The organism is Desulfitobacterium elongatum (genome assembly GCF_055378975.1).
The window spans coordinates 3,257,866-3,279,727 of sequence record NZ_AP038772.1 but is presented as its reverse complement, the minus strand read 5'-3'; the positions used below and the strand labels follow the sequence as shown (position 1 = coordinate 3,279,727).

Annotated in this window: 18 protein-coding genes and 1 tRNA gene; 17 read left to right on the top strand and 2 right to left on the bottom strand. The window is 44.8% G+C overall.

Going from position 1 to position 21,862, the window contains the following annotated elements:
• Positions 1 to 140 precede the first annotated feature (140 nt).
• The 14 genes from ACZ42W_RS15490 to ACZ42W_RS15425 all read left to right on the top strand — a co-directional run bounded on the left by ACZ42W_RS15490 (position 141) and on the right by ACZ42W_RS15425 (position 15,925).
• Positions 141 to 3,620, top strand: coding sequence for a DNA polymerase III subunit alpha (locus ACZ42W_RS15490; protein WP_464166178.1), 3,480 nt, complete (start codon positions 141 to 143; stop codon positions 3,618 to 3,620).
• 52 nt (positions 3,621 to 3,672) lie between these two features.
• A complete protein-coding gene (gene coaD, locus ACZ42W_RS15485) occupies positions 3,673 to 4,167 on the top strand; it encodes a pantetheine-phosphate adenylyltransferase (RefSeq protein ID WP_464166177.1) in 495 nt (164 codons plus the stop codon).
• Positions 4,168 to 4,527: 360 nt separating this feature from the next.
• Positions 4,528 to 5,445 (top strand): acetyl-CoA carboxylase, carboxyltransferase subunit beta, encoded by a 918-nt coding sequence (gene accD / locus ACZ42W_RS15480; protein ID WP_464171037.1) that lies wholly within the window; start codon positions 4,528 to 4,530, stop codon positions 5,443 to 5,445.
• Entirely contained in the window at positions 5,429 to 6,421 is a 993-nt protein-coding gene (locus ACZ42W_RS15475) for an acetyl-CoA carboxylase carboxyltransferase subunit alpha (RefSeq protein WP_464166176.1), read from the top strand. Before accD ends, ACZ42W_RS15475 begins: the two co-directional genes overlap by 17 nt.
• Before the next feature lie 109 nt (positions 6,422 to 6,530).
• A tRNA-Leu gene (locus tag ACZ42W_RS15470) sits at positions 6,531 to 6,616 on the top strand.
• Positions 6,617 to 6,682: 66 nt separating this feature from the next.
• Positions 6,683 to 7,144: an HD domain-containing protein gene (locus ACZ42W_RS15465; RefSeq protein ID WP_464166175.1), complete on the top strand. Its 462-nt coding sequence runs from the start codon at positions 6,683 to 6,685 to the stop codon at positions 7,142 to 7,144.
• Positions 7,145 to 7,250: 106 nt separating this feature from the next.
• Complete coding sequence (polA, locus tag ACZ42W_RS15460; protein WP_464166174.1) at positions 7,251 to 9,896, top strand: DNA polymerase I; 2,646 nt, start codon at positions 7,251 to 7,253, stop codon at positions 9,894 to 9,896.
• A 19-nt stretch (positions 9,897 to 9,915) separates the two neighbouring features.
• Positions 9,916 to 10,737, top strand: coding sequence for a bifunctional DNA-formamidopyrimidine glycosylase/DNA-(apurinic or apyrimidinic site) lyase (gene mutM, locus ACZ42W_RS15455; protein WP_464166173.1), 822 nt, complete (start codon positions 9,916 to 9,918; stop codon positions 10,735 to 10,737).
• Positions 10,738 to 10,841: 104 nt separating this feature from the next.
• Positions 10,842 to 12,683, top strand: a complete 1,842-nt coding sequence (locus ACZ42W_RS15450; RefSeq protein ID WP_464166172.1) for an ABC-F family ATP-binding cassette domain-containing protein — start codon at positions 10,842 to 10,844, stop codon at positions 12,681 to 12,683.
• A gap of 59 nt (positions 12,684 to 12,742) precedes the next feature.
• Positions 12,743 to 13,402, top strand: a complete 660-nt coding sequence (gene ytaF / locus ACZ42W_RS15445; protein WP_464166171.1) for a sporulation membrane protein YtaF — start codon at positions 12,743 to 12,745, stop codon at positions 13,400 to 13,402.
• An 11-nt stretch (positions 13,403 to 13,413) separates the two neighbouring features.
• Positions 13,414 to 14,019, top strand: a complete 606-nt coding sequence (gene coaE / locus ACZ42W_RS15440) for a dephospho-CoA kinase (RefSeq protein ID WP_464166170.1) — start codon at positions 13,414 to 13,416, stop codon at positions 14,017 to 14,019.
• Between the two features lie 68 nt (positions 14,020 to 14,087).
• Entirely contained in the window at positions 14,088 to 14,666 is a 579-nt protein-coding gene (locus tag ACZ42W_RS15435; RefSeq protein WP_464166169.1) for a lytic transglycosylase domain-containing protein, read from the top strand.
• A 207-nt stretch (positions 14,667 to 14,873) separates the two neighbouring features.
• Complete coding sequence (locus ACZ42W_RS15430; RefSeq protein ID WP_464166168.1) at positions 14,874 to 15,032, top strand: hypothetical protein; 159 nt, start codon at positions 14,874 to 14,876, stop codon at positions 15,030 to 15,032.
• Positions 15,032 to 15,925: an NAD(P)/FAD-dependent oxidoreductase gene (locus ACZ42W_RS15425; RefSeq protein ID WP_464166167.1), complete on the top strand. Its 894-nt coding sequence runs from the start codon at positions 15,032 to 15,034 to the stop codon at positions 15,923 to 15,925. Before ACZ42W_RS15430 ends, ACZ42W_RS15425 begins: the two co-directional genes overlap by 1 nt.
• Before the next feature lie 205 nt (positions 15,926 to 16,130).
• Here ACZ42W_RS15425 and thrB read toward each other — a convergent pair whose 3' ends face one another.
• Together thrB and ACZ42W_RS15415 are read right to left on the bottom strand one after the other, a co-directional pair.
• Complete coding sequence (gene thrB, locus ACZ42W_RS15420; protein WP_464166166.1) at positions 16,131 to 17,024, bottom strand: homoserine kinase; 894 nt, start codon at positions 17,022 to 17,024, stop codon at positions 16,131 to 16,133.
• 15 nt (positions 17,025 to 17,039) lie between these two features.
• Positions 17,040 to 18,335, bottom strand: coding sequence for a homoserine dehydrogenase (locus ACZ42W_RS15415; RefSeq protein WP_464166165.1), 1,296 nt, complete (start codon positions 18,333 to 18,335; stop codon positions 17,040 to 17,042).
• Positions 18,336 to 18,694: 359 nt separating this feature from the next.
• On the opposite strand from ACZ42W_RS15415, the gene ilvE reads away from it, so the two are divergent.
• Genes ilvE through ilvN form a run of 3 tightly spaced genes read left to right on the top strand, consistent with a single transcriptional unit; the run spans position 18,695 to position 21,803 of the window.
• A complete protein-coding gene (ilvE, locus tag ACZ42W_RS15410) occupies positions 18,695 to 19,573 on the top strand; it encodes a branched-chain-amino-acid transaminase (RefSeq protein WP_464166164.1) in 879 nt (292 codons plus the stop codon).
• Between the two features lie 47 nt (positions 19,574 to 19,620).
• Positions 19,621 to 21,318, top strand: coding sequence for a biosynthetic-type acetolactate synthase large subunit (gene ilvB / locus ACZ42W_RS15405; protein WP_464166163.1), 1,698 nt, complete (start codon positions 19,621 to 19,623; stop codon positions 21,316 to 21,318).
• Between the two features lie 5 nt (positions 21,319 to 21,323).
• Positions 21,324 to 21,803: an acetolactate synthase small subunit gene (ilvN, locus tag ACZ42W_RS15400; RefSeq protein ID WP_464166162.1), complete on the top strand. Its 480-nt coding sequence runs from the start codon at positions 21,324 to 21,326 to the stop codon at positions 21,801 to 21,803.
• Positions 21,804 to 21,862 lie beyond the last annotated feature (59 nt).

Below are 21,862 nucleotides of genomic sequence, written 5' to 3'. Positions count from 1 at the left end.
TCTCCAAAATGCATTTTCCTAAGACAAATTTGTATCTTATAAAAAATGTATCTATATATTGGAAGGGCCTTGATCACTCAAGGCCTTTCCGCGATTCAGAGTGAAGTCTTACAGGTGACCTCTACAGGGAGAGATAATCGATGTTTGTACATCTCCATGTCCATACGGAATATAGCTTGCTTGATGGAGCAGCACGAATTGAAAAGGCAGTCAAGAGAGCATCTGAACTTGGAATGTCAGCTTTAGCCATTACAGACCACGGTGTAATGTATGGCGTCGTTGACTTTTATAAGGCATGCCTAAAAGCCGGAATCAAGCCGATTATCGGTTGTGAGGTGTATGTCGCCCCGAATCGGCGGACGGATCGTGTGCCAGGGCGAGATGACGGAAATCGCCATCTCGTATTATTAGCCGAAAATGAAGAAGGGTACAGAAATCTCATTAAGGTTGTATCCACAGCTCATGTCGAAGGGTTTTACTATAAACCCCGTGTAGATAAGGAACTTTTGAGATCACATCATAATGGAATCATAGCCTTAAGTGCTTGTTTAGCTGGAGAAGTATCCGAGTACCTCATGAATAATCAATTTGACATGGCCTGTCAGAGCGCCTTAGAATATCAGGAGATTTTTGGCGAAGGGAACTTCTTTCTCGAGGTACAGGACCACGGTCTGGAAGAACAGCGCAAAGTCAATATCGGGATGTATCAAGTTCATGAGAAGACAGGTATTCCATTAGTTGCAACGAATGATGCCCACTATATCGGGCGTGAGGATGCGTTTGTCCAAGATGTTCTCCTGTGCATTCAGACGGGGAAGAATTTAGCAGATACTTCACGGATGAGTTTTTCTAGTCAGGAGTTCTTCCTTAAATCAGAAGAGGAAATGACGCTTCTATTTGGGGAACATCCTGAAGCACTAAAAAATACGGAAAGAATTGCTGAACGTTGTCAAGTGGATTTCAAGTTCGGAGAGCATTTTCTTCCGGATTTTGAGGTACCCAAGGGGTTTACTCTTGATACTTATCTTCGAGAACAATGTTATGAAGTCTTTGAACGGTTTTACCCTGAACAGACTGAAGTACAGAAGGATCGTTTAGAATATGAATTGGGAGTAATTTCTCAAACCGGGTTTTCTGGATACTTCCTCATTGTGGCAGACTTTTGTCAGTATGCGCGTACTCATGGGATAGCAGTAGGCCCAGGACGGGGTTCAGCAGCAGCGAGTATAGTGGCGTATCTCTTGGGAATTACTACGGTTGAGCCGCTTAAGCATGACCTTCTCTTCGAACGATTTTTGAATCCAGAACGGGTCAGTATGCCCGATATCGATATTGATTTTGACCCCGAAGGCCGTGAACAAGTGATTCAGTATGTCACGGAAAAATACGGAGCGGATAAAGTCTGCCAAATTATTACCTTCGGGACGATGGGCGCAAAAGCTGCCATTCGCGATGTAGGACGGGTTCTCGGGATGCCGCTAGCTAGAGTGGATAAAGTGGCCAAGGCGATCCCCAGTGACCCAGGAATGAATCTTGAAAAAGCACTTACGGTGTCTCCGGATCTCGTCAAGTTGATCGATGAAGATCCAGAAACAAAACGACTGTATGACTTGGCGAGATCAATTGAGGGAATGCCGCGACATTCCTCTACTCACGCGGCAGGTGTCGTAATAGCGAAGGAGCCTTTATCAAACTATCTTCCGTTACAGAGAACCTCTGATGGGGGGTTCATAATGACTCAGTTCCCTATGAAGACAGTAGAAGAGATAGGGCTTCTAAAAATGGACTTCTTGGGACTTCGCAATCTTACGATTATCAAAGAGGCTCTTCTGCGTATTCAAGAGACTCGGGGACTGCTCCTTGACTTGCAGAATTTACCCTTAGATGATCAGGCTACTTATGAGATGCTTTCGAATGGAAACAGTACAGGGGTTTTCCAATTGGAAAGCGGGGGGATGCGCTCTGTCTTAAAGGATTTGAAACCCACCTGCTTTGAAGATATTATCGCTGTCATTTCACTTTTTCGACCTGGGCCGATGGATCAGATCCCCGAATTTATTCGGCGTAAGCACGGTGGGAGGATTTCCTATCTCCACCCGAAGCTTGAGCCCATCCTGAAAAGCACATATGGGATTATCGTGTACCAGGAACAAGTCATGCAGATTGCAAGGGACTTAGCGGGGTATTCTCTAGGACGAGCCGATTTGCTTCGGCGTGCCATGGGGAAGAAGAAGAAAGAGATCATGGAAGAGGAACGCCAGAGCTTTATCTATGGACTTGAGGGCCCTACTGGGGAAGCTCTTATCACAGGGGCTTTGAAATGCGGACTCACGGAGAGCGAAGCTGGTGAAATCTTTGATTTGATGGCTAAGTTTGCGGAATATGGCTTCAATAAAGGGCATGCGACAGCTTATGCGGTGATTTCTTATCAAACAGCTTACCTTAAGGCCAACTATCCACTAGAATTCACGGCGGCTTTAATCAGTACGGTGATGAGCTCGGCAGATAAGGTCTCCTTCTATATTCATGATGCACGAACGAGCGGGATTCAAATCCTTCCACCCGATGTACAATCGAGTAAGGTCGGATTTAGCATCGAAGGGCAGGGGATACGCTTCGGGCTAGGGGCTGTACGCAATGTTGGGGCGAATGTGGTAGAGAAGATTATGGAAGCACGTCGTGAAGGGCCTTTTACCTCCCTCTACGACTTCTGCATTCGGGTCGATGGTAAAGTTCTCAATAAGAGGGTACTAGAGAGCTTGCTCCGAGCGGGCGGATTTGGTTCTCTCTGCAAACGGGCTCAAGGAATACAAGCCTTGGATTCAATACTCGATCTGGCTCAACGGCGCCAAAAAGATAAAGAAAGCGGTCAATTCTCCTTGTTCGATTTCGGTGATTCCGTCGATGAAGGAGTCGAACTTCCAGAGGTTGAGGAGTACTCAGATCGTGAACTTCTCACGATGGAAAAAGAGTACCTCGGGCTTTATCTCAGTGGACATCCAATAGACAGTCTTCTCCCGAAATTGAAAAATGCGACTTCATCGGATATACTGACCTGTTTGGAATCAGATGAAGAGAAAAAGGTTATTCTCGGGGGTTTAGTCACTGGATACCGAACAACAGTAACCAAAAGAGGAGAAATGATGGCGAGCTTCGTCCTTGAAGATTTGACGGGGACAATCGAAGTTCTCGTTTTCCCTCGAACCTTCGCCCAAATTTCAGGTTTGAAAGATGATCAGATCATCGTGATTGAGGGGAAATATAATATTCGCGATGATGAGCGTAAGCTTTTCGCAGAACGAATCACGGGGTTAGAGCAAGCGTCAGAACGTAATCAAGTACCAGTACCGAGACATCAAACCAATATGCAGATACAAAAAAGTCCAACGTCTGCCAGAAAACTTTATCTACGGTTTCCCCATGAAGGGACAAACCTTCTAGACGAAGTGATACCTGTGTTACAGAACTATGCGGGTCCGAATCCTGTCTTTTTCTATTTCGTTCTGGATAAAAAATTAATACAAGGAAATAGAGAATTTTGGGTGACAGACTTAGAGGAATTAGTCCATGATCTGTCTAAGATACTAGGAAATGAAAATGTTGCCTGGAAGGTCAGTTAACACTATTATTGTAGTATAAAAATAAGAATTTTGAAAAGGGGTATGGGGACAAGTGCGAACAGCGATTTATCCCGGTACGTTTGATCCAGTCACGAATGGTCATCTTGATATCCTTAAAAGGGCCGCAGAATTTTTTGATGAAGTTATAATAGCAGTTGCTGTAGACAGCAATAAGTCAACACTTTTTTCCCTTGAAGAACGAATTCAATTATTGAATGAAGCGACCAAGGATATGCCATGTACGCAGGTAAAAGGCTTTGAAGGGCTAACTGTAGAGTTTGCTCGAGAATGTGGGGCTATCGCAATTATCAGAGGGTTAAGGGCCATGCAAGACTTTGAGTATGAATTCCAATTGGCCCTTATGAATAAAAAGTTAGCGCCAGACATTGAAACGGTCTTTTTAATGACGCAAAGTGAATTTTCATTTATTAGTTCAAGTTCGATTAAGTGGGCTGCCAGCTTGAATGGAAGTATCACGGAATTCGTTCCCGCTCATGTGGAACAGGCTCTCCTGAACAAGTATCAAATCGAAATGAAGGGTGAGTAAATGCCCCATCCTTACCCCATTCTTGCAAGAAATTTTCCCTTGTGTTATGATGAAAAATAGTAAAGGTTTTGTGAGCTGGTCACAATTGTTTCGTAACGGTTAGAACATATCCGCTAAGATAAGGGTATGTTTCTCTTTTTGAACAAGGAGGAATTTATGATGTGGACCGTTATTTATATTGCACCCAATAAGGTGATTGCTGAAAAGTATAAAAAGGCGTTATCTGAAGAAGGAATGTTAGTTCAACTACGCCCTATTGGTTCAGCACATTTAGGGGAGCATGCATCCGTAGAAATTCTTGTTCCAGAGTCAGAGGCTGAGGAAGCCCATGAGATTATAACTGGCCTAATGGGAGCTAGCATGTTTAAAGATATTTTCCGTAAACCAAAATATATAACGATAAACTCAAGCCCTGCCTCTCAAAGAAACCTTTCGGAACCCACTCAAGTTCTTGAGCAGACTTCAATCCGTAAAGAATTACCGGATGGTCTTTGGGTAAAATGCCCAAAATGTGGTGAAGTGCTTTTTAATAAAGACCTCAATGAAAATCAGAGAGTGTGTACGGAGTGTAGCTATCACTTTCGAATCTCTGCTCGGGAGAGGCTTGATCATTTAGTTGATCCTGGGACGTTTGAGGAATGGAATCATGAGCTGGAATCGATAAACCCACTTGGTTTCCCTGAGTATGAGGATAAATTGGAAGAAGCTCGTAATAAAAGCGATGTATCTGAATCTGTTCTCACAGGACAGGGAAAGATTGACGGGCTTCCAGTTGTACTCGCTTTTAATGACGAGAAATTTATGATGGGAAGTATGGGCTCTGTTACTGGAGAGAGAATAACCCGTGCAGTGGAACGTGCTATCGAACTGGGCTATCCTGTCATCATCTTTTCCACTTCTGGGGGTGCTCGCATGCAAGAGGGGATACTGTCCCTTTACCAGATGGCTAAGACAAGTGCCGCACTAGGTCGCTTAGCAGAGCATCACTTGCTTTATATCTCTGTTCTTACTGATCCGACCTTTGGAGGAGTGACTGCAAGTTATGCCTCTTTGGGAGATATCAATATCGCAGAGCCGGGTGCCTTGATTGGTTTTACAGGCCCACGTGTAATAAAGCAAACGATGCGCAAAGAACTGCCAGCAGGAGCTCAGACTGCTGAATTTAACCAGGATCATGGACAGATTGATTTAGTTGTTGAACGCGCAGAGATAAGATCTGTATTAGCGCGTTTGTTGCGTTATCACCAGGAAGGGGCAGGTTATGGCTCAACACTTTGATTTTGAAAAACCTCTGTTAGAGCTAGAACAAAAGATTACCGAGCTGCAGAAATTCTCAAAAGAAAAGGAGATTGATCTTTCTCCGGAAATTTCTAAGCTATCTCGACGACTCGTTCGATTAAGAAAAGAAATTTATGAAAATCTAGAACCCTGGCAAAAAGTCCAAATTGCTCGCCATTCGGAGAGGCCTAATTTCTATGATTATGCTCCTCTGCTTTTTGATGAATTTATCGAACTCAAAGGAGATCGGCTCTTTGCTGATGATCGTGCTATCGTGGGTGGAATTGCTTCGTTTCAAGGAATTCCTGTGACCGTGATTGCCCATGTCAAAGGGAAGGATACGAAAGAAAATATTCTAAGAAACTTTGGTATGCCACATCCAGAAGGGTATCGAAAGGCGCTTCGACTGATGGACCAAGCGGAGAAATTCCAAAGACCTATTCTCACTTTTATCGATACACCAGGGGCAGCGTGTGATTTGGAAGCTGAGGAAAGAGGGCAGGGAGAAGCCATTGCTCGCTGTCTTCAGGCCATGTCTAATTACAAGGTCCCCATTGTTTGTACCGTGATTGGGGAAGGGGGAAGCGGTGGGGCTCTGGCTTTAGGCGTTGGCAATTCCATCTTGATGCTTGAGAATTCCTTCTACTCTGTCATTGCTCCAGAGAGCTGTGCTTCGATTCTCTGGAAGGATCCGGGCAAGGCTAAGGAAGCTGCTTCGGCTTTAAAATTTACGGCCCAAGATCTTTTGAAAATAGGAGTCGCCGATGAAATTATCCGTGAACCTCTAGGCGGAGCCCATAAGAACGTTAAGCAAACTGCAGAAGAGATTTCTAAGGTAATCTCTCAGTCCCTTGCCAAGCTTCGTGAAGAATCGCCAGAATCGCTAAAAACGAAACGCTATGAAAAGCTGAGAGCGTATGGCGAATTTGAAGTTAAAGTTCAAGAGAAGCTTGACTGTGAAGACGCTGAGAAATAGGGTGGTTTGTTCTAGTTTTTTTAATGGAGTGCTTGACACGTTTTTGAACAAATGCTATTATAACAAAGTCATCTGTTGCTGAAGCAACGGAACGGACACATGACTTTATGCGAGAGTGGCGGAATGGCAGACGCGCTGGTCTCAAAATCCAGTAAGGGTGACCTTGTGGGGGTTCAAGTCCCCCCTCTCGCACCAACTCAGCTATTTAAGGAGAGCCTTCTGGCTCTTTTTTTAGTATATTCGGACAGGGGAGGAATTTGGATGAACTGGGGATTTATCCAGCATCTTGAGCAGATTGATAAACTTTTGGATCGTTTAAATGCTTTGGAAATAGAACGAGATTATCCGATCACTTGGGAACGTGTCCATGTGATAAGTTGTGCTCAATTGGGGCGGCTACTAGCGAGAGAACGGGGCGTGGATAACGAATTGGCAGCTTTGGCTTGTTCTCTCCATGATATTGGGCGTTGGTATACGGGACGACAGGCAAACCATGCGCTTCATGGTGAAGAGCCCGTGCGAGAGTTTTTGAAGACCATGCCCTTATCCGAAGAGCAAAAGGAAGAAATCCTTCAGGCTGTCATACATCATTCCGAGAAGGAAAAGGTGGGTACACCCCTCGGGGAAGTGGTTAAAGATGCGGATATCTTAGATTGCTATCTGCACGGTGATGAGATTACAAAGCCTTTTCACCTCGCTCGCCTTGAGAAACTTATCAAATAAATCGCTAAGCTTTCAACGTACTAAGGTTGGAAGCTTTTCTTTATTGGTTTGGCAGGTGATTGCCCGATATGATATAGTTAATAACGTATAGAAAGGGGTTTTTCTCATGTCAAAAATCCTGATTTTAGATGGAAATAGTTTAGCCAATCGTGCTTTTTATGCCCTGCCTATGCTAACGACAGCGGAGGGTAAGCCAACGAATGTTCTTCATGGTTTTATGACCATGTTATTAAGATTGCTTTTAGAACAGAAGCCTGATTACTGGATTGTCGCCTTTGATAAAACGAAAGCGACGGTACGCATCGAACAATATGCTGAATACAAAGGTCAACGGAAGGAGACTCCTGAGGGACTGAAGCCTCAATTTGATTACCTGAAAGAAGTTTTAGCAGCCTTTTCGGTTCCTATGCTAGAATGTGCCGGGTATGAGGCAGACGATATCATTGCCACAGTCACCTCGATGGCGGAAAAGCGGGATTGGGAAGTTCAAATCTATACGGGAGATCGGGATGCTCTGCAGCTGGTTTCTCCTCTTACGACCGTTTTTCTCACTAAAAAGGGGATCAGCGAAGTTGATGCCTATACGGAACCCGTCCTTTATGAACGATATCAGTTGCGCCCCGCACAAATCATTGACCTCAAGGGGTTAATGGGCGATACTTCTGATAATATTCCAGGAGTTCCTGGAGTAGGGGAAAAAACGGCTTTGAAGCTGCTTTGGGAGTATGGAACGGTTGAAAATGTCTTAGAAAATATTGAGAAGATTTCTGGGAAAAAACTGCAGGAAAACCTCAAGAATAATGTAGAACAGGCTTTATTAAGTAAAAAACTAGCGACCATGATCTATGATGTTCCACTGGAAATTGATTTGGATGCTTTCACCTACCATAGGCCAGACGAAGGAACCTTTTCGGCTGTACTTGACAAATATGTGCTGAAAAGTGTTGCACGGATCTGGCAGGAGCACCATAGCCTAAGACCTTCTGATTCTAAAGATTCAACATCCCAAGAAGAAAATATGAATCAATTAGCTGAAACATGGCCGATTCGTGAGCTTACGCCAGAGGAATGGCTTGAGCGGGTTGACAACTGGCAAGATAAGAAAACATCCTTGGTCCTAGCTTTCGGGTCGACCGGTGGGAACCCTCACTGGGGGAAAATCACGGGTTGGGGAATTGCAGTCCAAGGGGAGTCGTATTCTCTTGCATGGGACGATCTTGACATAGACTTGCGGAAAGCTTGGATTACCCTTCTGGAAAATCCAGACGTTCCGAAAATTGTTGCGGACAGCAAGGTTTTGTATACCCTCTTATTGAATGAAGATATTACCCTGCGTGGGTTGAGTTTAGATATAAGCCTTGCCGCCTATCTTATCAATCCTACTCGGACTAAGTTCGAACCCGTGGAACTCGTTCGAGAGTATGTGCCGGGGAATATGCCGTTTACGAGTCTCGCAGAAGAGTCAGCAGCGTTGACCCAAGTCGTAGCGCGATATCAGGAGACTTTAGAGGAGTTAGGGATGAGTGCGCTTCTTCATGAACTGGAAGAACCCTTGAGTCCTGTGTTAGCGCGAATGGAGAGACAGGGGATTGGGGTCGATGCCAGTCAACTGGAGGGATTTGGCCAAGAGTTAACGGGAGAATTACTGCGCCTTGAGCAGGAAATCTATTTAGATGCCGAGGAGACCTTTAATATTAATTCCCCCCAGCAGCTCGGGCGTATCCTCTTTGAAAAGCTAGGGCTACCCCCTATGAAAAAGACGAAAACTGGGTATTCGACTGATGCTGAAACCTTAGAAGAATTACGGACTTCGCATTCCATCGTGGGGCGTATTTTGGACTATCGTCAATTAAGTAAGCTGATGTCGACCTACGTGAACGGTTTGCTTTCCCAGATTCGGGAGGGGAAAATCCATACTACCTTCCAACAAACGGTGGCTGCAACGGGTCGCTTATCGAGTACTGAGCCCAACTTGCAAAATATCCCGATTCGTCTTGAACATGGGCGTTTGCTCCGTAAAGTCTTTAAACCCACACGAAATGGTTGGGTTCTCTTATCAGCGGATTACTCTCAGATCGAACTAAGAATCCTCGCACATTATTCTCAGGATGAATTGCTTTGTGAATCCTTCGCGCTCAATCAAGACGTGCATACTAGAACTGCATCAGAGGTCTTCGGTATTCCAATGGAGCAAGTTACCTCCGATATGCGGCGTAAGGCCAAAGCTGTTAACTTCGGCTTGGTTTATGGGCTCACTGATTTTGGGCTGGGTAGGGATTTAGGAATTCCTCGCAAAGAAGCGAAGTATTACATCGAGCAATATTTCTCTCGTTATGCGGGAGTTAGGCGTTATCTGGAAGAAGTCGTTGTCAAGGCGAAGGAAGAAGCACAGGTGCGTACTTTGCTGAATCGTTTACGGCGCATTCCAGAACTACGTCATCCAAACCGTGTACAACGTCAATTCGGGGAACGGATTGCGATGAATAGCCCCATCCAGGGTACCGCAGCAGATATTATGAAATTAGCAATGCTAGGGGTGGCCCAAGCCTTGGAACCGTATCAGGCTGATCTACTGTTGCAGGTGCACGATGAGCTGGTGATTCAGGTCGCACCTGAGGAATTGGCTAGCGTCGCACAAGTTGTTCGAGAAGAGATGGAAAATGCATTTCCTCTTTCGGTCCCCTTAACGGTCGAATGTAAGACAGGGCCGAATTGGTATGAAATGCAGTCCTATGACATTGAAAATAGCTAAGACTATGAGGGTGTAACTGATGCCGGAATTACCAGAAGTTGAAACCATTCGCAGGACTTTAAGTCTACACGTTCTTAAATTAAAAATTGAAAAAGTCATCCTACTTTGGTCAGGAGCTGTAGTCGGGTATGAGGGACATGGCTTTGAGGAAATCGTCAGAGGTCTAAGCCTTCAAAGTATCGAAAGACGGGGGAAATACCTCTTAATCACTTTAGAAGGTGGTTGGTCTATCATTGCTCATATGCGTATGACGGGACGGTTGAATTATTTTCCGCATAGTCAGGAACCGGAGAAGCATACGCATGTCGTTTTGAAGCTTTCCAAAGGAGAAATTCACTTTACAGATACTCGAAAATTTGGACGACTTCAGCTCGTAAGATCGGATGACCGTCTTAATCAGCCCTCTTTGAAACGTTTAGGTCCAGAGCCTTTAGAAGAGGAGTTTACACCCGAGGAATTAGGGCGACGGCTTGCTCCTCGTAAGATGCCGTTAAAGAACGCCCTATTAGATCAAACCATTGTTGCCGGTATAGGAAATATTTATGCTGATGAGTCATTATTTCGTGCTGGACTTTCTCCAGAGCGGGTGGCAAACACCTTGTCCGAGAAAGAACTGGCTAGACTCCATACCTCCATTCGTAAGGTATTGCAAGAGGGAGTAGATGCCAATGGAACTTCCTTTCGGGATTATCAAGATGCCAATGGAGAAAAGGGGGCATTCCAAAGGGCACTAAAGGTTTATGGTCGTGGGGGAGAAGCGTGTATGCTTTGCGGACGACCTCTTGCAAAGAAACGAATGGGAGGGCGGACTACCGTGTTCTGCCCGGATTGTCAGTTCTAAACCTTTATTTCACTTCTGCGCGAAAAGCTACGGTATTGGGTCTAATAGGTCTTTTTCGAGATGTTATGTAAAAGAGATGTATGATATAAAGGGGTTTAGAAGATATGAGTATTCTTTACTGTCGGAGCTGTGGAGTGGATGTATCCGGTGAGGCCCTTTTCCGGCAAGTAACCTTTGGCGTGGAGAAGGGAGAAAAGATTGGATTAGTAGGACCTAACGGTGCAGGAAAAACCACTCTGTTGCGGGCTTGTCTTGGTGAGCAGCGGTTGGAGAGTGGGCAAGTCCTTCTTACTGGGACGGTAGGTTATCTTCCTCAGAATCCTCTCATCGAGGAACAAGGAACGGTCTGGGAGAGCATGCTGGCTGAACGCTCAGATTTAATTGAGATGCGGAACCAATTACATGCTCTAGAAGAGAAAATGTCGTTGAACCCTGAGGAGAAGGTCTTCGAGCAATATAGTGCTTTGACAGAATCCTTTGAACGATCCGGAGGATATGCACTTGAAGCACAAATCCGAAAGATCCTGTCAGGTCTAGGTCTGGGCGAGGAGTTCAAGACTCGAGTAGATCAACTAAGCGGTGGGCAGAAAACTCGGCTCGCGCTGAGTAAACTTCTTCTTCGTTCTCCTGATTTCCTCGTTTTAGACGAACCTACGAACCATCTCGATGTGGAGGCCTTAGAGTGGTTGGAGGGTTTCTTAAAGGGATATCCGGGTGCAATCTTAGTTGTATCTCATGACCGATATTTCTTAGATAATGTCGTCCATGAAGTTCTGCATCTTGAGAATGGAACTCTCAAAAGTTATCCTGGTAATTATTCTGAGTACGAGCTTCAACGGGCAGTTGAAGAGACAACTCTCGCTCGGGAAGCTGAGCGGGTTAGTCAAAAAATAGCACGTCTTGAAGAGTATATTCGACGAAATAAAGCGGGTGTTAATTCAAAGCAGGCACGAGGTAGAGAAACTCAACTGAATAAGATAAAGCCTGATCAAATGACGAAGTCTTCCAAGGATATGCATATTTCTCTCTCCACGGGGCGACGTAGCGGAGATCGCACGCTCATGATAGAGGAGGTATCCATACGTTTTCCCGAACGGAAGCTCTTTGAAGGAGTTAGTCTGGAGCTACGGCGTGGAGACCGAGTCGCACTTCTTGGTAAAAATGGAATTGGGAAAACAAGTTTCCTGAAAGCGATTTATGGCAAACTCCACTATAGTGGTGAGATTCGACTGGGTGCAAACGTGAAGTTAGGGTATTATTCTCAGGAGCATGAAGAGCTGAAGGGAAAGGGAAGTATCCTGGATGAAATCCGTGATGCTTCCGAATTAAAGGATCCAGAGATTCGGAGCCTACTTGCACGTTTCGGTTTTGTCTCCGAAGACGTTTTCAAGCCTGTCCAGGTGTTAAGTGGAGGAGAAAAAAGCCGGTTAGCTTTGGCTAAGCTCTTTCTGTCGAAGGGGAATCTACTCCTGCTTGATGAGCCGACGAACCATTTGGATTCAAGGATGCGGGATGTCTTGGAAGAGGCACTTCAAGACTACGACGGGACACTGCTTGTTGTTTCTCATGACAGGTATTTTCTCGATCGAGTCGTCAATAAGATCGCACTTTTAACTCCAGACGGAATTGAACTTCATGAAGGAGACTACAGTTCCTATAAATCAAAAGTCCAAGATGAAGCCCTCTCAGAAGAAAATAGTCAATTTGAGATAAAGACGAATAATAAGGGACAAAAAGATCGGGAAGCACAGCGACGACAAAAGAGAATCCAACAGCTCGAAAAACAGATCGCCGATTGGGAGAATGAGCTCCAAGAGATTGAAAGTAATCTTGCGAAAGCAGAATCTGATTACGAAAAGGCGATTGAACTTCATAATACCTATGAATCGACCAAAGATCTTTTAGAAGCTGCAATGGCGGAATGGTTAGAATTAACTGAAGAATAACGGGCACCTTAGGGAATGCCCCTCCATATATTATCCTGCGAATAAAAAGGAGGATGATTATGGGGGCGGCAATACTCTTTGCATTAGCATTAAGTTTTGATGGGTTTGGAGTGGGATTATCGTATGGGATACGCCGAATTCGAATCCCGTTTCTCTCAATGCTCATCATTGCACTTTGTACTGTTATTTCAATGGGAAGCGCTGTGGTTTTTGGAAATACCTTGATGAATGTATTCTCCTTTATTCCACCGAATTGGTTCGCAGCGAGTATTCTTCTTGGGCTGGGTGGCTTCCAGTTGGTTAGAGCTGTGATCCATATGATTAAGGGAGAAGTAAAGGAAAAGGCGGTTCCTGTTTGCTCTTTTGCGTCAAGCGAGCCGATTATAAAACTGGAATTCAAGATTCTGGGAATCATCGTCCAAGTGTTAAGAACTCCAGAACATGCTGATTTAGATGGTTCGGGGGTAATTAGTGCCAAAGAAAGTATTCTTCTGGGAATTGCCTTATCCTTGGATGCCTTTGCATCAGGCTTGGCCTTAGGACTTGCTGTTGGGGTTGTGAATTCCTTATCAGCAATCGGGTTGGTTGCTCTTATTCAATTCCTAATGATACGTTTAGGTCAGGCCTTAACGGGGAGAATTCCTGAAGAATATCTAGATAAGCTTGAATTTCTACCTGGGACAATGCTCATTCTTATTGCACTCGGTAAACTGATGTGAGGTGAATTTCCATGTGGGTGATTGGTTTAACAGGAGGGATTGGGAGCGGTAAATCGACTGTCGCCCACTGGCTCTCGGAACAAGGAATTGCGGTACTTGATGCGGATCGCACTGTACATGAACTTTTAGCGAGCGATCAGGAAACAATAAACGATGTTGTCATGGAATTCGGGAAGGGAGTGCAATCGGATACGGGGGAAATCGCTCGAAGGGTTTTGGGCCAGCGTGTGTTTTCCGATCCAAAGGCTAGAAGGCGATTAGAAGAGATTTTACATCCACGAGTTGCGGATTCCATGTACAAGCACCAACTCATCCTCGAAGCTCAAGGAGCAAAGGTGTGTGTCTGGGATGTGCCCCTTTTGTTTGAAGCGGGCTTTTCACAATGGGTGAATGAAGTCTGGGTGGTGTGGGTCCCTGTATCGATCCAAAAAGATCGGGTCATGAAAAGAGATGCTTTGTCCTTATCAGAGGTTGATTTACGGATTCAAGCTCAATACCCTTTGGAGGAAAAAGTTAGACAAGCCAACGTTGTTATCGATAATTCTGGAACTTGGCAAGAAACAGAAGTTCAATTAGTTAAAGAATTGGCAAGAATAAAGAGGGACTGTGGACTATAGACTGATACTAGAGATAGACCTCACTTGGGTAGTGATCAAGCGTGAAAAAAGTATGTTAAGGAGTATCAATGAGAAAGAAAGGTTTTAGAGCTCAACGGTTGAAAAGAAGTTTTATTATCCTCTTTATCTTGCTGTTAGCTGTTTTATCTGTTATGCAAATTCCTATGGCTCAGAAAGTTTTATATCCGTATCCTTACCGCCCCATCATCGAGAAGTATTCCTCTGAATATGGGGTGGATCCCCTGTTAGTGATTGCGGTGATTCGTGCGGAAAGCAAATTCATTCCTCAATCTCAATCGCATAAAGGTGCTCAAGGATTAATGCAACTCATGCCTGAAACGGCCCAGTGGATTGCAGAGAGTATAGGGGATGAAGGGTTTAACCTAAGTGATTTGAAGAAACCGGAAAAAAACATCCAATATGGAACCTGGTACTTAGCCAGTCTTCAGAAGGAGTTCAGAAATATTACCTTAGTTCTCGCAGCTTACAATGGTGGACGTGGACATGTTAATGAATGGATTCGAACACAACAACTCGATCTAACCAACCTGCGGGAAGAAGATATCCCTTTTGGCGAAACACGGGAATATGTCCATCGTGTCTTGCAAAATTATACGAAATACATTACGCTTTACGAGCGTATGTAGTTTCGTGATGGCTTTGTGAGTCTGCTGTAAAATTGTAATATGAACGAAAAGTAGGGAAAGTCCATGGACAATTCCCTATTTTTGTGTGTTTTACCAATGAAAATTTGTTTTGCGATACTCCTTTTTGAATTTTGAAGGATATATTCATTCATGTGGGGAAAACTTCTTAAGATTATATAATTATATTTATAAGGAGGTCTTTCCCACATGAATATTGATTTAAGTGCGGAAGAAATCAACGTCTTACTTTTATCAGCTCAACATTGTCTGAACATGAACAAGGCCGATGGAATAGATCAACGTTGGCCTGACAATGAGAAACTTCATGGAATCATGGCTAAGCTACAGTCAGGGGTGAAGGGTTAATGACTGAGGAGTTTAAGTTAAAGTCCCACTATGAGTTGGTTATTGTAGGTTGTGGGCCAGCAGGAATGTCTGCAGCGCTGAATGCCAAGATAAGAAAGCGTGATTTTATTTTGGTAGGAACGGAATTTTGTAGCCCTAAACTAGCCAAAGCCCCTCAGGTGGATAACTTCTTGGGATTCCCTGAAATCGGTGGGGAAGAATTGCGTCAAAGATTCTTTAGTCATTTAACAAAGATGGGGATTGATATCATTCCCTGGAAGGTAATCAACATCTATCCAGGGCCCCCTTTTACCATAGTTGGAAATAATGAATCCTTTGAAGCAGACGCTGTGATTCTGGCGACAGGAGTGTCTCCTCAAAAGCTTCTTCCTGGTGAAACTGAACTCTTGGGACGTGGTGTAGGCTATTGTGCAACGTGTGATGGCCCCTTGTATAAGGGGAAAACGGTTGCTATCCTTGCTTATGATAAGGAAGGAGAAGCAGAAGCCAACTTTATGGCAGAAATCTGCTCTAAGGTATACTATCTCCCCTTCTATAAGGACATAGGTCAGCTTGACTCGCGGATTATCCAGAAGAAGGACAAGGTCAAGGAGATACGTGGCGATCAACGAGCCGAGAAACTTGTATTAGAGAATGAGGAAATATCGATTGATGGGGTATTCATTCTTCGGGAGAGCTTGCCTGCAGAACAATTGGTTCCAGATTTACGAATGGACAAGGGTTCTATTGCGGTGAACCATGGTTTAGAGACGAATATTCCTGGACTATTTGCCGCAGGGGACTGCACAGGGCAACCTTATCAGTTAATCAAAGCAGCTGGTGAAGGCGGTACGGCGGCGCTCCATGCGATAAAGTATCTTGATTCATTAAAGGAGAAAAAGGCCGTTCAGTAGACATCATGCTGTTGTAGTCCGTCAGTTGGGGTTGTGTAGCTTATCGCACATCCGTACCTTCGGGTGTAAATCTCCACGCTCCCCTGGTTCCATACACTATTCGGTTTATTTTAGTCCTTCTTAAAGGGTACTTAAGGCATAAAAGAAATGGGGCTGTCGATAATGACAGCCCCATTTCTCTTAGTAGGTCTCTTGAACATTACATCTAAAGTACCGTCGTCCCTTCGGAATCAACAGATAATTCATAGGCTTTTGCTCTTAATCCATGAGCGGATAAGGAATCAAGCATGGCTTGTGAAATCGTGGCAGCTTTTTCTTGAGGGACAAGGGCGAGAACCGTCGGCCCTGAGCCACTAAGCGCTGAACCATAGGCACCTGCTGTAAGTGCAGTCTTAAGGGTCTCTGGCAGTCCGGGCACAAGGTTTGCCCGTTGGGTCTGGTGAAGTCTATCCTGCATTCCAACCTTGAGGAGTTCATAATCCTCATGAATGATTGCTTCTACAAGGAGTGCTGTGCGTGAGAGGTTATAAACCGCATCTTCTCGGCTTACAGTAGAAGGGAGGACTTTCCTACTTTTATCTGTCGCGAGTAGAAAATCCGGAACAATAGCTAAGACTGTAAAACTGGGATTGGAGAGCAAGGTTCTACCTATGACCCCTGTTTCAGCTTCAACGGCTAACGTGATTCCACCTAAAAGAGCTGGGGTGACATTATCGGGATGGCCTTCTAGGCGATTAGCGAGACGAAGGATTTCTTGCTTTGATAGTACTCCTCCCGCAAACGCATTCGCCGCGACTAGTCCCCCGACGATGGCTGCGGAACTACTTCCTAACCCTCTAGCCGGTGGAATATGGTTCTCGAGGTATAAGGTAACTTTGGGGATGGAAAAATCGATTTCATTCCATAGAGTACACATACTCTGCCAAATGAGATTGCTTTCATCGCAGGGTAAGCCAGTGGCATACGTTCCAGCTAAGTTAATCTGGAAAGCATGGCTTTCATCAATCTGAATATAATTATACAAGGTAAGAGCTAAACCTAAGCAGTCAAAGCCAGGGCCCAAGTTTGCTGAGGTCGCGGGGATTCTGACACGAACCATGGTTCTCCTCCTTAGCTAATCTGTGATGTTACCCGTCTCAAAACGGATGACATTGTGAATGCATAGAACCTTACTATAGGCTTTTACTGAAGCGAGTGCTTCTCTGAGTAGAGACTCTTGGCAAGGGTGAGTGACTAACACGATTTCTGCTTCATGGTGCTTCTTTTGTTTCTGGATAATAGAGGCAAAGCTAACGTTAGTTTCAGCAAATAATAAGGCTAGTGTCGCTAGAACTCGGGGTTCATCTTTGACACGTAATCGAATATAGAAAGCGCTTTTGAAATCTTGTTCAGTCTTGATAGGAAGTTCATTGTAGCAGGTGCAGTTAACAGAGGAAGTCGAATCGGTCTCGATATTTCGAACCACTTGGATAATATCAGAAACAACAGCACTTCCGGTCGGTAAAGAGCCTGCGCCACGCCCATAAAACATGGTTTCTCCTACGGAGTCTCCAACCACGTAAATCGCATTAAAAACACCGCTGACTGCAGCTAAGGGGTGTGCTTTCGGCACGATGGCTGGATGAACTCGGATTTCAATTCCATCCTCTTGAGACTTAGCCACGGCAAGGAGTTTAATCGTTGAATCGAGTTCCCGAGCATAAGCAATATCTTCAGAAGTGATCTTGGAAATTCCCTCGACGTAAACATCGTGAATCGTGACCCGCGAGTTAAAGGCAATCGATGAAAGGATCGCTAATTTCCTTGCCGCATCTAATCCGTCTACATCAGCAGATGGATCTGCTTCGGCATAACCGAGGCGTTGGGCTTCCTTGAGTACTTCTTCATAATCTCTACCTTGGTCGGACATGGCCGTTAGAATGTAGTTTGTGGTTCCATTAATGATACCTAAAACCTCGTAGATTCGATTTCCGGCCAGTGATTGTTTGAGAGCCGCAATAATGGGGATTCCTCCGGCGACACTTGCTTCAAAGTAAAGGTCTTTTTTGGCCTCCTTCGCAGCATCGAGCAACTCATGGCCATGGAGAGCGAGGAGATCCTTATTCGCAGTGACAACATTCTTCCCATTTCTAAAGGCCTCTAATATATACGTTCTTGCGGGTTCAATCCCACCAATGACTTCTACTATTATATCAATATTCGGATCTGCGAGGATATCCTCTGGATTATCGGTGAGGGTAAAATCCCCGATTATGGCGCGTGGCGACTTGAGGTTTCGGACGAGAACTTTGGAAACGATGATCCGTGTCTGTGACCGATTCTGTATATCTTTAGCATTTTGCTCAAGAATTTGTATGACGCCACTACCGACAGTTCCGAGGCCTAATAATCCGATATGAATCTCGCGCATGATGGCTCCTCCAATCCCCTCCATGGGAACAGATGTTTTTGTATAGTGGACATTATAATATGGATTTTTTGCTTTGACAAGACTTTTTGAATTTTGGGTTGACACTCATAACTGTGTAATATACACTTACTATAAAAAGTAGAATGTATTATAACACGTAGGAAGTGTACCTAGGGTTCCGGGAGATTTCCGTCTGGTCCAAGCGGTACAGGATCCAGGATTGGATTTACACCGTGGGCAGAAAAAACCCGAGCGGAAAGTTCCTTATCTACATTAGGAACGCCGCTCGTTTTCTATAGTCTTTTTTAGAAAGAATGATGGTCAACAATTTAACTTTTTATAAAAGGAGAGAAAATACGATGGACAAATTGATTTATCTCAATGGGGAATTTCTCACTGCCTCTGAAGCTAAGGTGTCGGTATTTGATCATGGAGTGCTATACGGTGATGGAATCTTTGAAGGAATTCGCGCGTATCATGGTCGAGTATTTAAACTTACAGAGCACCTTACGCGTCTCTATGAATCGGCAAAAACCATTATGCTTAATATCGGAATTCCAATGAAAGAAATGGAGGAGATTGTAACCGGAACCCTCCGTAAAAATAATCTTTCTGATGCTTATATTCGGCTTGTGGTTACACGTGGAATTGGAGATTTAGGGTTAGATCCGAATAACTGTTCAAACCCAACGATTTTTTGTATAGCTGACCAAATTAAGCTCTATTCTACAGAACTATACGAGAATGGTCTGGATGTAAAAACGGTAGCTATTCGTCGAACAAATCCCGATTCCCTCAGTCCACGCGTAAAATCCTTGAATTATATGAATAACATTCTCGCAAAGATTGAGGCAGAACAAGCTCGAGTGACAGAAGCCATTATGTTGACGCAGGAGGGGTATGTCGTAGAAGGGACTGCGGATAATATTTTCATCGTTCGTAAGAACGTATTGTTGACTCCACCTTTATCGGCAGGCTGTCTTGAGGGTGTTACCCGTAATGCAGTTATCTCGGTTGCTCAGCAGTTGGGAATTGAGGTTCGTGAGGAACTCTTTAATCGTCATGATGTGTACAACGCCCAAGAATGTTTCTTGACTGGAACGGCTGCCGAACTTATCCCTGTCATCAAAGTGGATGGTCGAGTCATCGGAGAGGGTGTACCAGGAGAAATCTTTAAGACTCTTCTTAAAGGCTTTAGAGAGTTAACCCTAGTAGATGGAACACCCATCAATCAATAAGAACAATTCGTCAGATAAGCGAAGTGGTAAGATTGGGGGGAATAAGCATGGTAAATTCCAAAGAGAAGGATAATAAGATCATCCCTACATCCGGTGCCAACCTCTTGTTAGAGGCTTTAACCCTGGAAGGAGTCGAGGTGATTTTCGGTTATCCGGGTGGGGCGGTTCTCCCTATCTATGATGCATTAATCAACAGCCCGATTCGTCATGTGCTTCCTCGGCACGAACAATCAGCAGTCCACGCAGCAGATGCCTTTGCTCGGGTAAGTGGAAAAGTCGGAGTATGCCTTGCAACCTCTGGACCCGGGGCGACAAACCTCGTTACAGGAATTGCTAATGCCTATATGGATTCCATTCCGATGGTTGTCTTAACAGGTCAAGTCCCAACGAGTCTTTTAGGAACAGATTCCTTCCAAGAGGTTGACATCACTGGGATTACCTTACCGATCACGAAACACTCCTATATCGTAAAAGATGCACGACAGATTCCTCGGATTGTGAAAGAAGCCTTCTACATCGCTAGGACAGGGCGACCTGGACCCGTTCTTATTGATTTACCTAAGAATGTTATGTTGGAAAAGGATGTCATCCCAGAGTCCTCCGAACTTAATCTAAAGAGTTATAAGTACTTCGGAAAGGGAAACGTAGGGCAAATAGAGGAAGCAGCGCGTGCGCTTGCAGAATGTGAACGTCCAGTGCTTTACGCAGGGGGCGGGGTTATTACTGCAGGGGCAAGTGAAATTCTGAGAGAAGTCGTAGAAACTGCGAATCTGCCGGTCGTAACGACCTTGATGGGGATCGGGAGTTTGCCTACAAATCACCCGAATTTACTCGGGATGGTAGGTCTGCATGGTACGGTAGAGGCTAACTATGCGGTAAACGATTGTGATCTACTTATTGCAGTGGGGGTGCGTTTTGATGATCGAGTCACAAACGCCTTAGGACAACGTTTTGCCACGAAAGCCCGTATTATTCATGTCGATATTGATCCCGCTGAAATCGGAAAAGTTGTACGTGCTCATATTCCAATTGTAGGAAATGCGAAGCTGGTGCTTGAAGAATTCCTGCCAAAGATCACGCCCCCAAGAACCAACGTCTGGTGGGAGCAAATCCGAGTGTGGCAGGAAGAAAAAAGGACTGATGAGGCTCAAGTCGTTTTAAATCCTCAATACATTATTGAGGCACTTGGTGAAGTCGCTGGTAAAGAGGCCATCGTTGCTACCGATGTTGGTCAGCATCAGATGTGGGCTGCACAATATTATCCAGTCCCACATCCACGGCACTTCATTACGAGCGGAGGACTTGGGACAATGGGATTCGGTTTGCCTGCTGCTATTGGTGCCCAGGTCGCATCTCCAAATGTACCGGTTTTCTTGGTAACGGGAGACGGTTCCTTTCAAATGAGTATCCAAGAAATTGCGACAATGGTTCAATATGAGCTTCCCATTAAAATTATCCTTATGAATAACGGCGTATTAGGAATGGTACGCCAACTCCAAAAAGTCTATTGCGATGAGCGATATAATCAAATTCAGCTCCATGCAAATCCTGACTTCATCAAGATTGCTGAAGCATACCATATTCATGCGATTCGAGTCACACAGGTCTCAGAAGTTCGAGGAGCCTTACTCGAAGCGCTAAATCACCCCGGCCCTGTTCTAATGGATTTCGTGATTTCGGAAGATGAAATGGTATACCCGATGGTTCCTGCAGGGAAGGGACTCACAGAAATGCTGGGGAGGTGAGAGAAATGCTGCATACGCTAGCTGTTCTCGTAGAAAATAACCCTGGGGTCTTGACCCGGGTAGCTGGATTATTCGCTCGACGTGCTTACAATATCAACAGTCTCACCGTATGCCAGACGGAAAATCCCAGTATATCTAGAATGACAATTGTTGTAGACGGCGATGATACAGTCATAGAGCAAGTATCAAAGCAACTCCATAAGTTGGTTGTCGTTCATAAAGTCACGGATTTGACCCAAGAAACCGTCGTGGATCGGGAGCTGGCACTAGTTCGGGTTAAGGTCCGGCCAGATACTCGCCTTGAAGTGTTGCAGATTGTCGATGTATTTCGTGGACGGGTGGTCGACATGGGACGAAGTAATTTAACGGTGGAAATCACCGGAGACGAGGAAAAGATCAACGCCTTCGTGAGAACCATTCGCCCTTTCGGGCTTATGGAACTTGTTCGAACGGGAAAAATCGCGATCACTCGTTTGGATAGTTGATATGCTCTATCAAATTAATTTGGATAGATAATATAAAATGGAAAAGAAAAAGGAGAGTT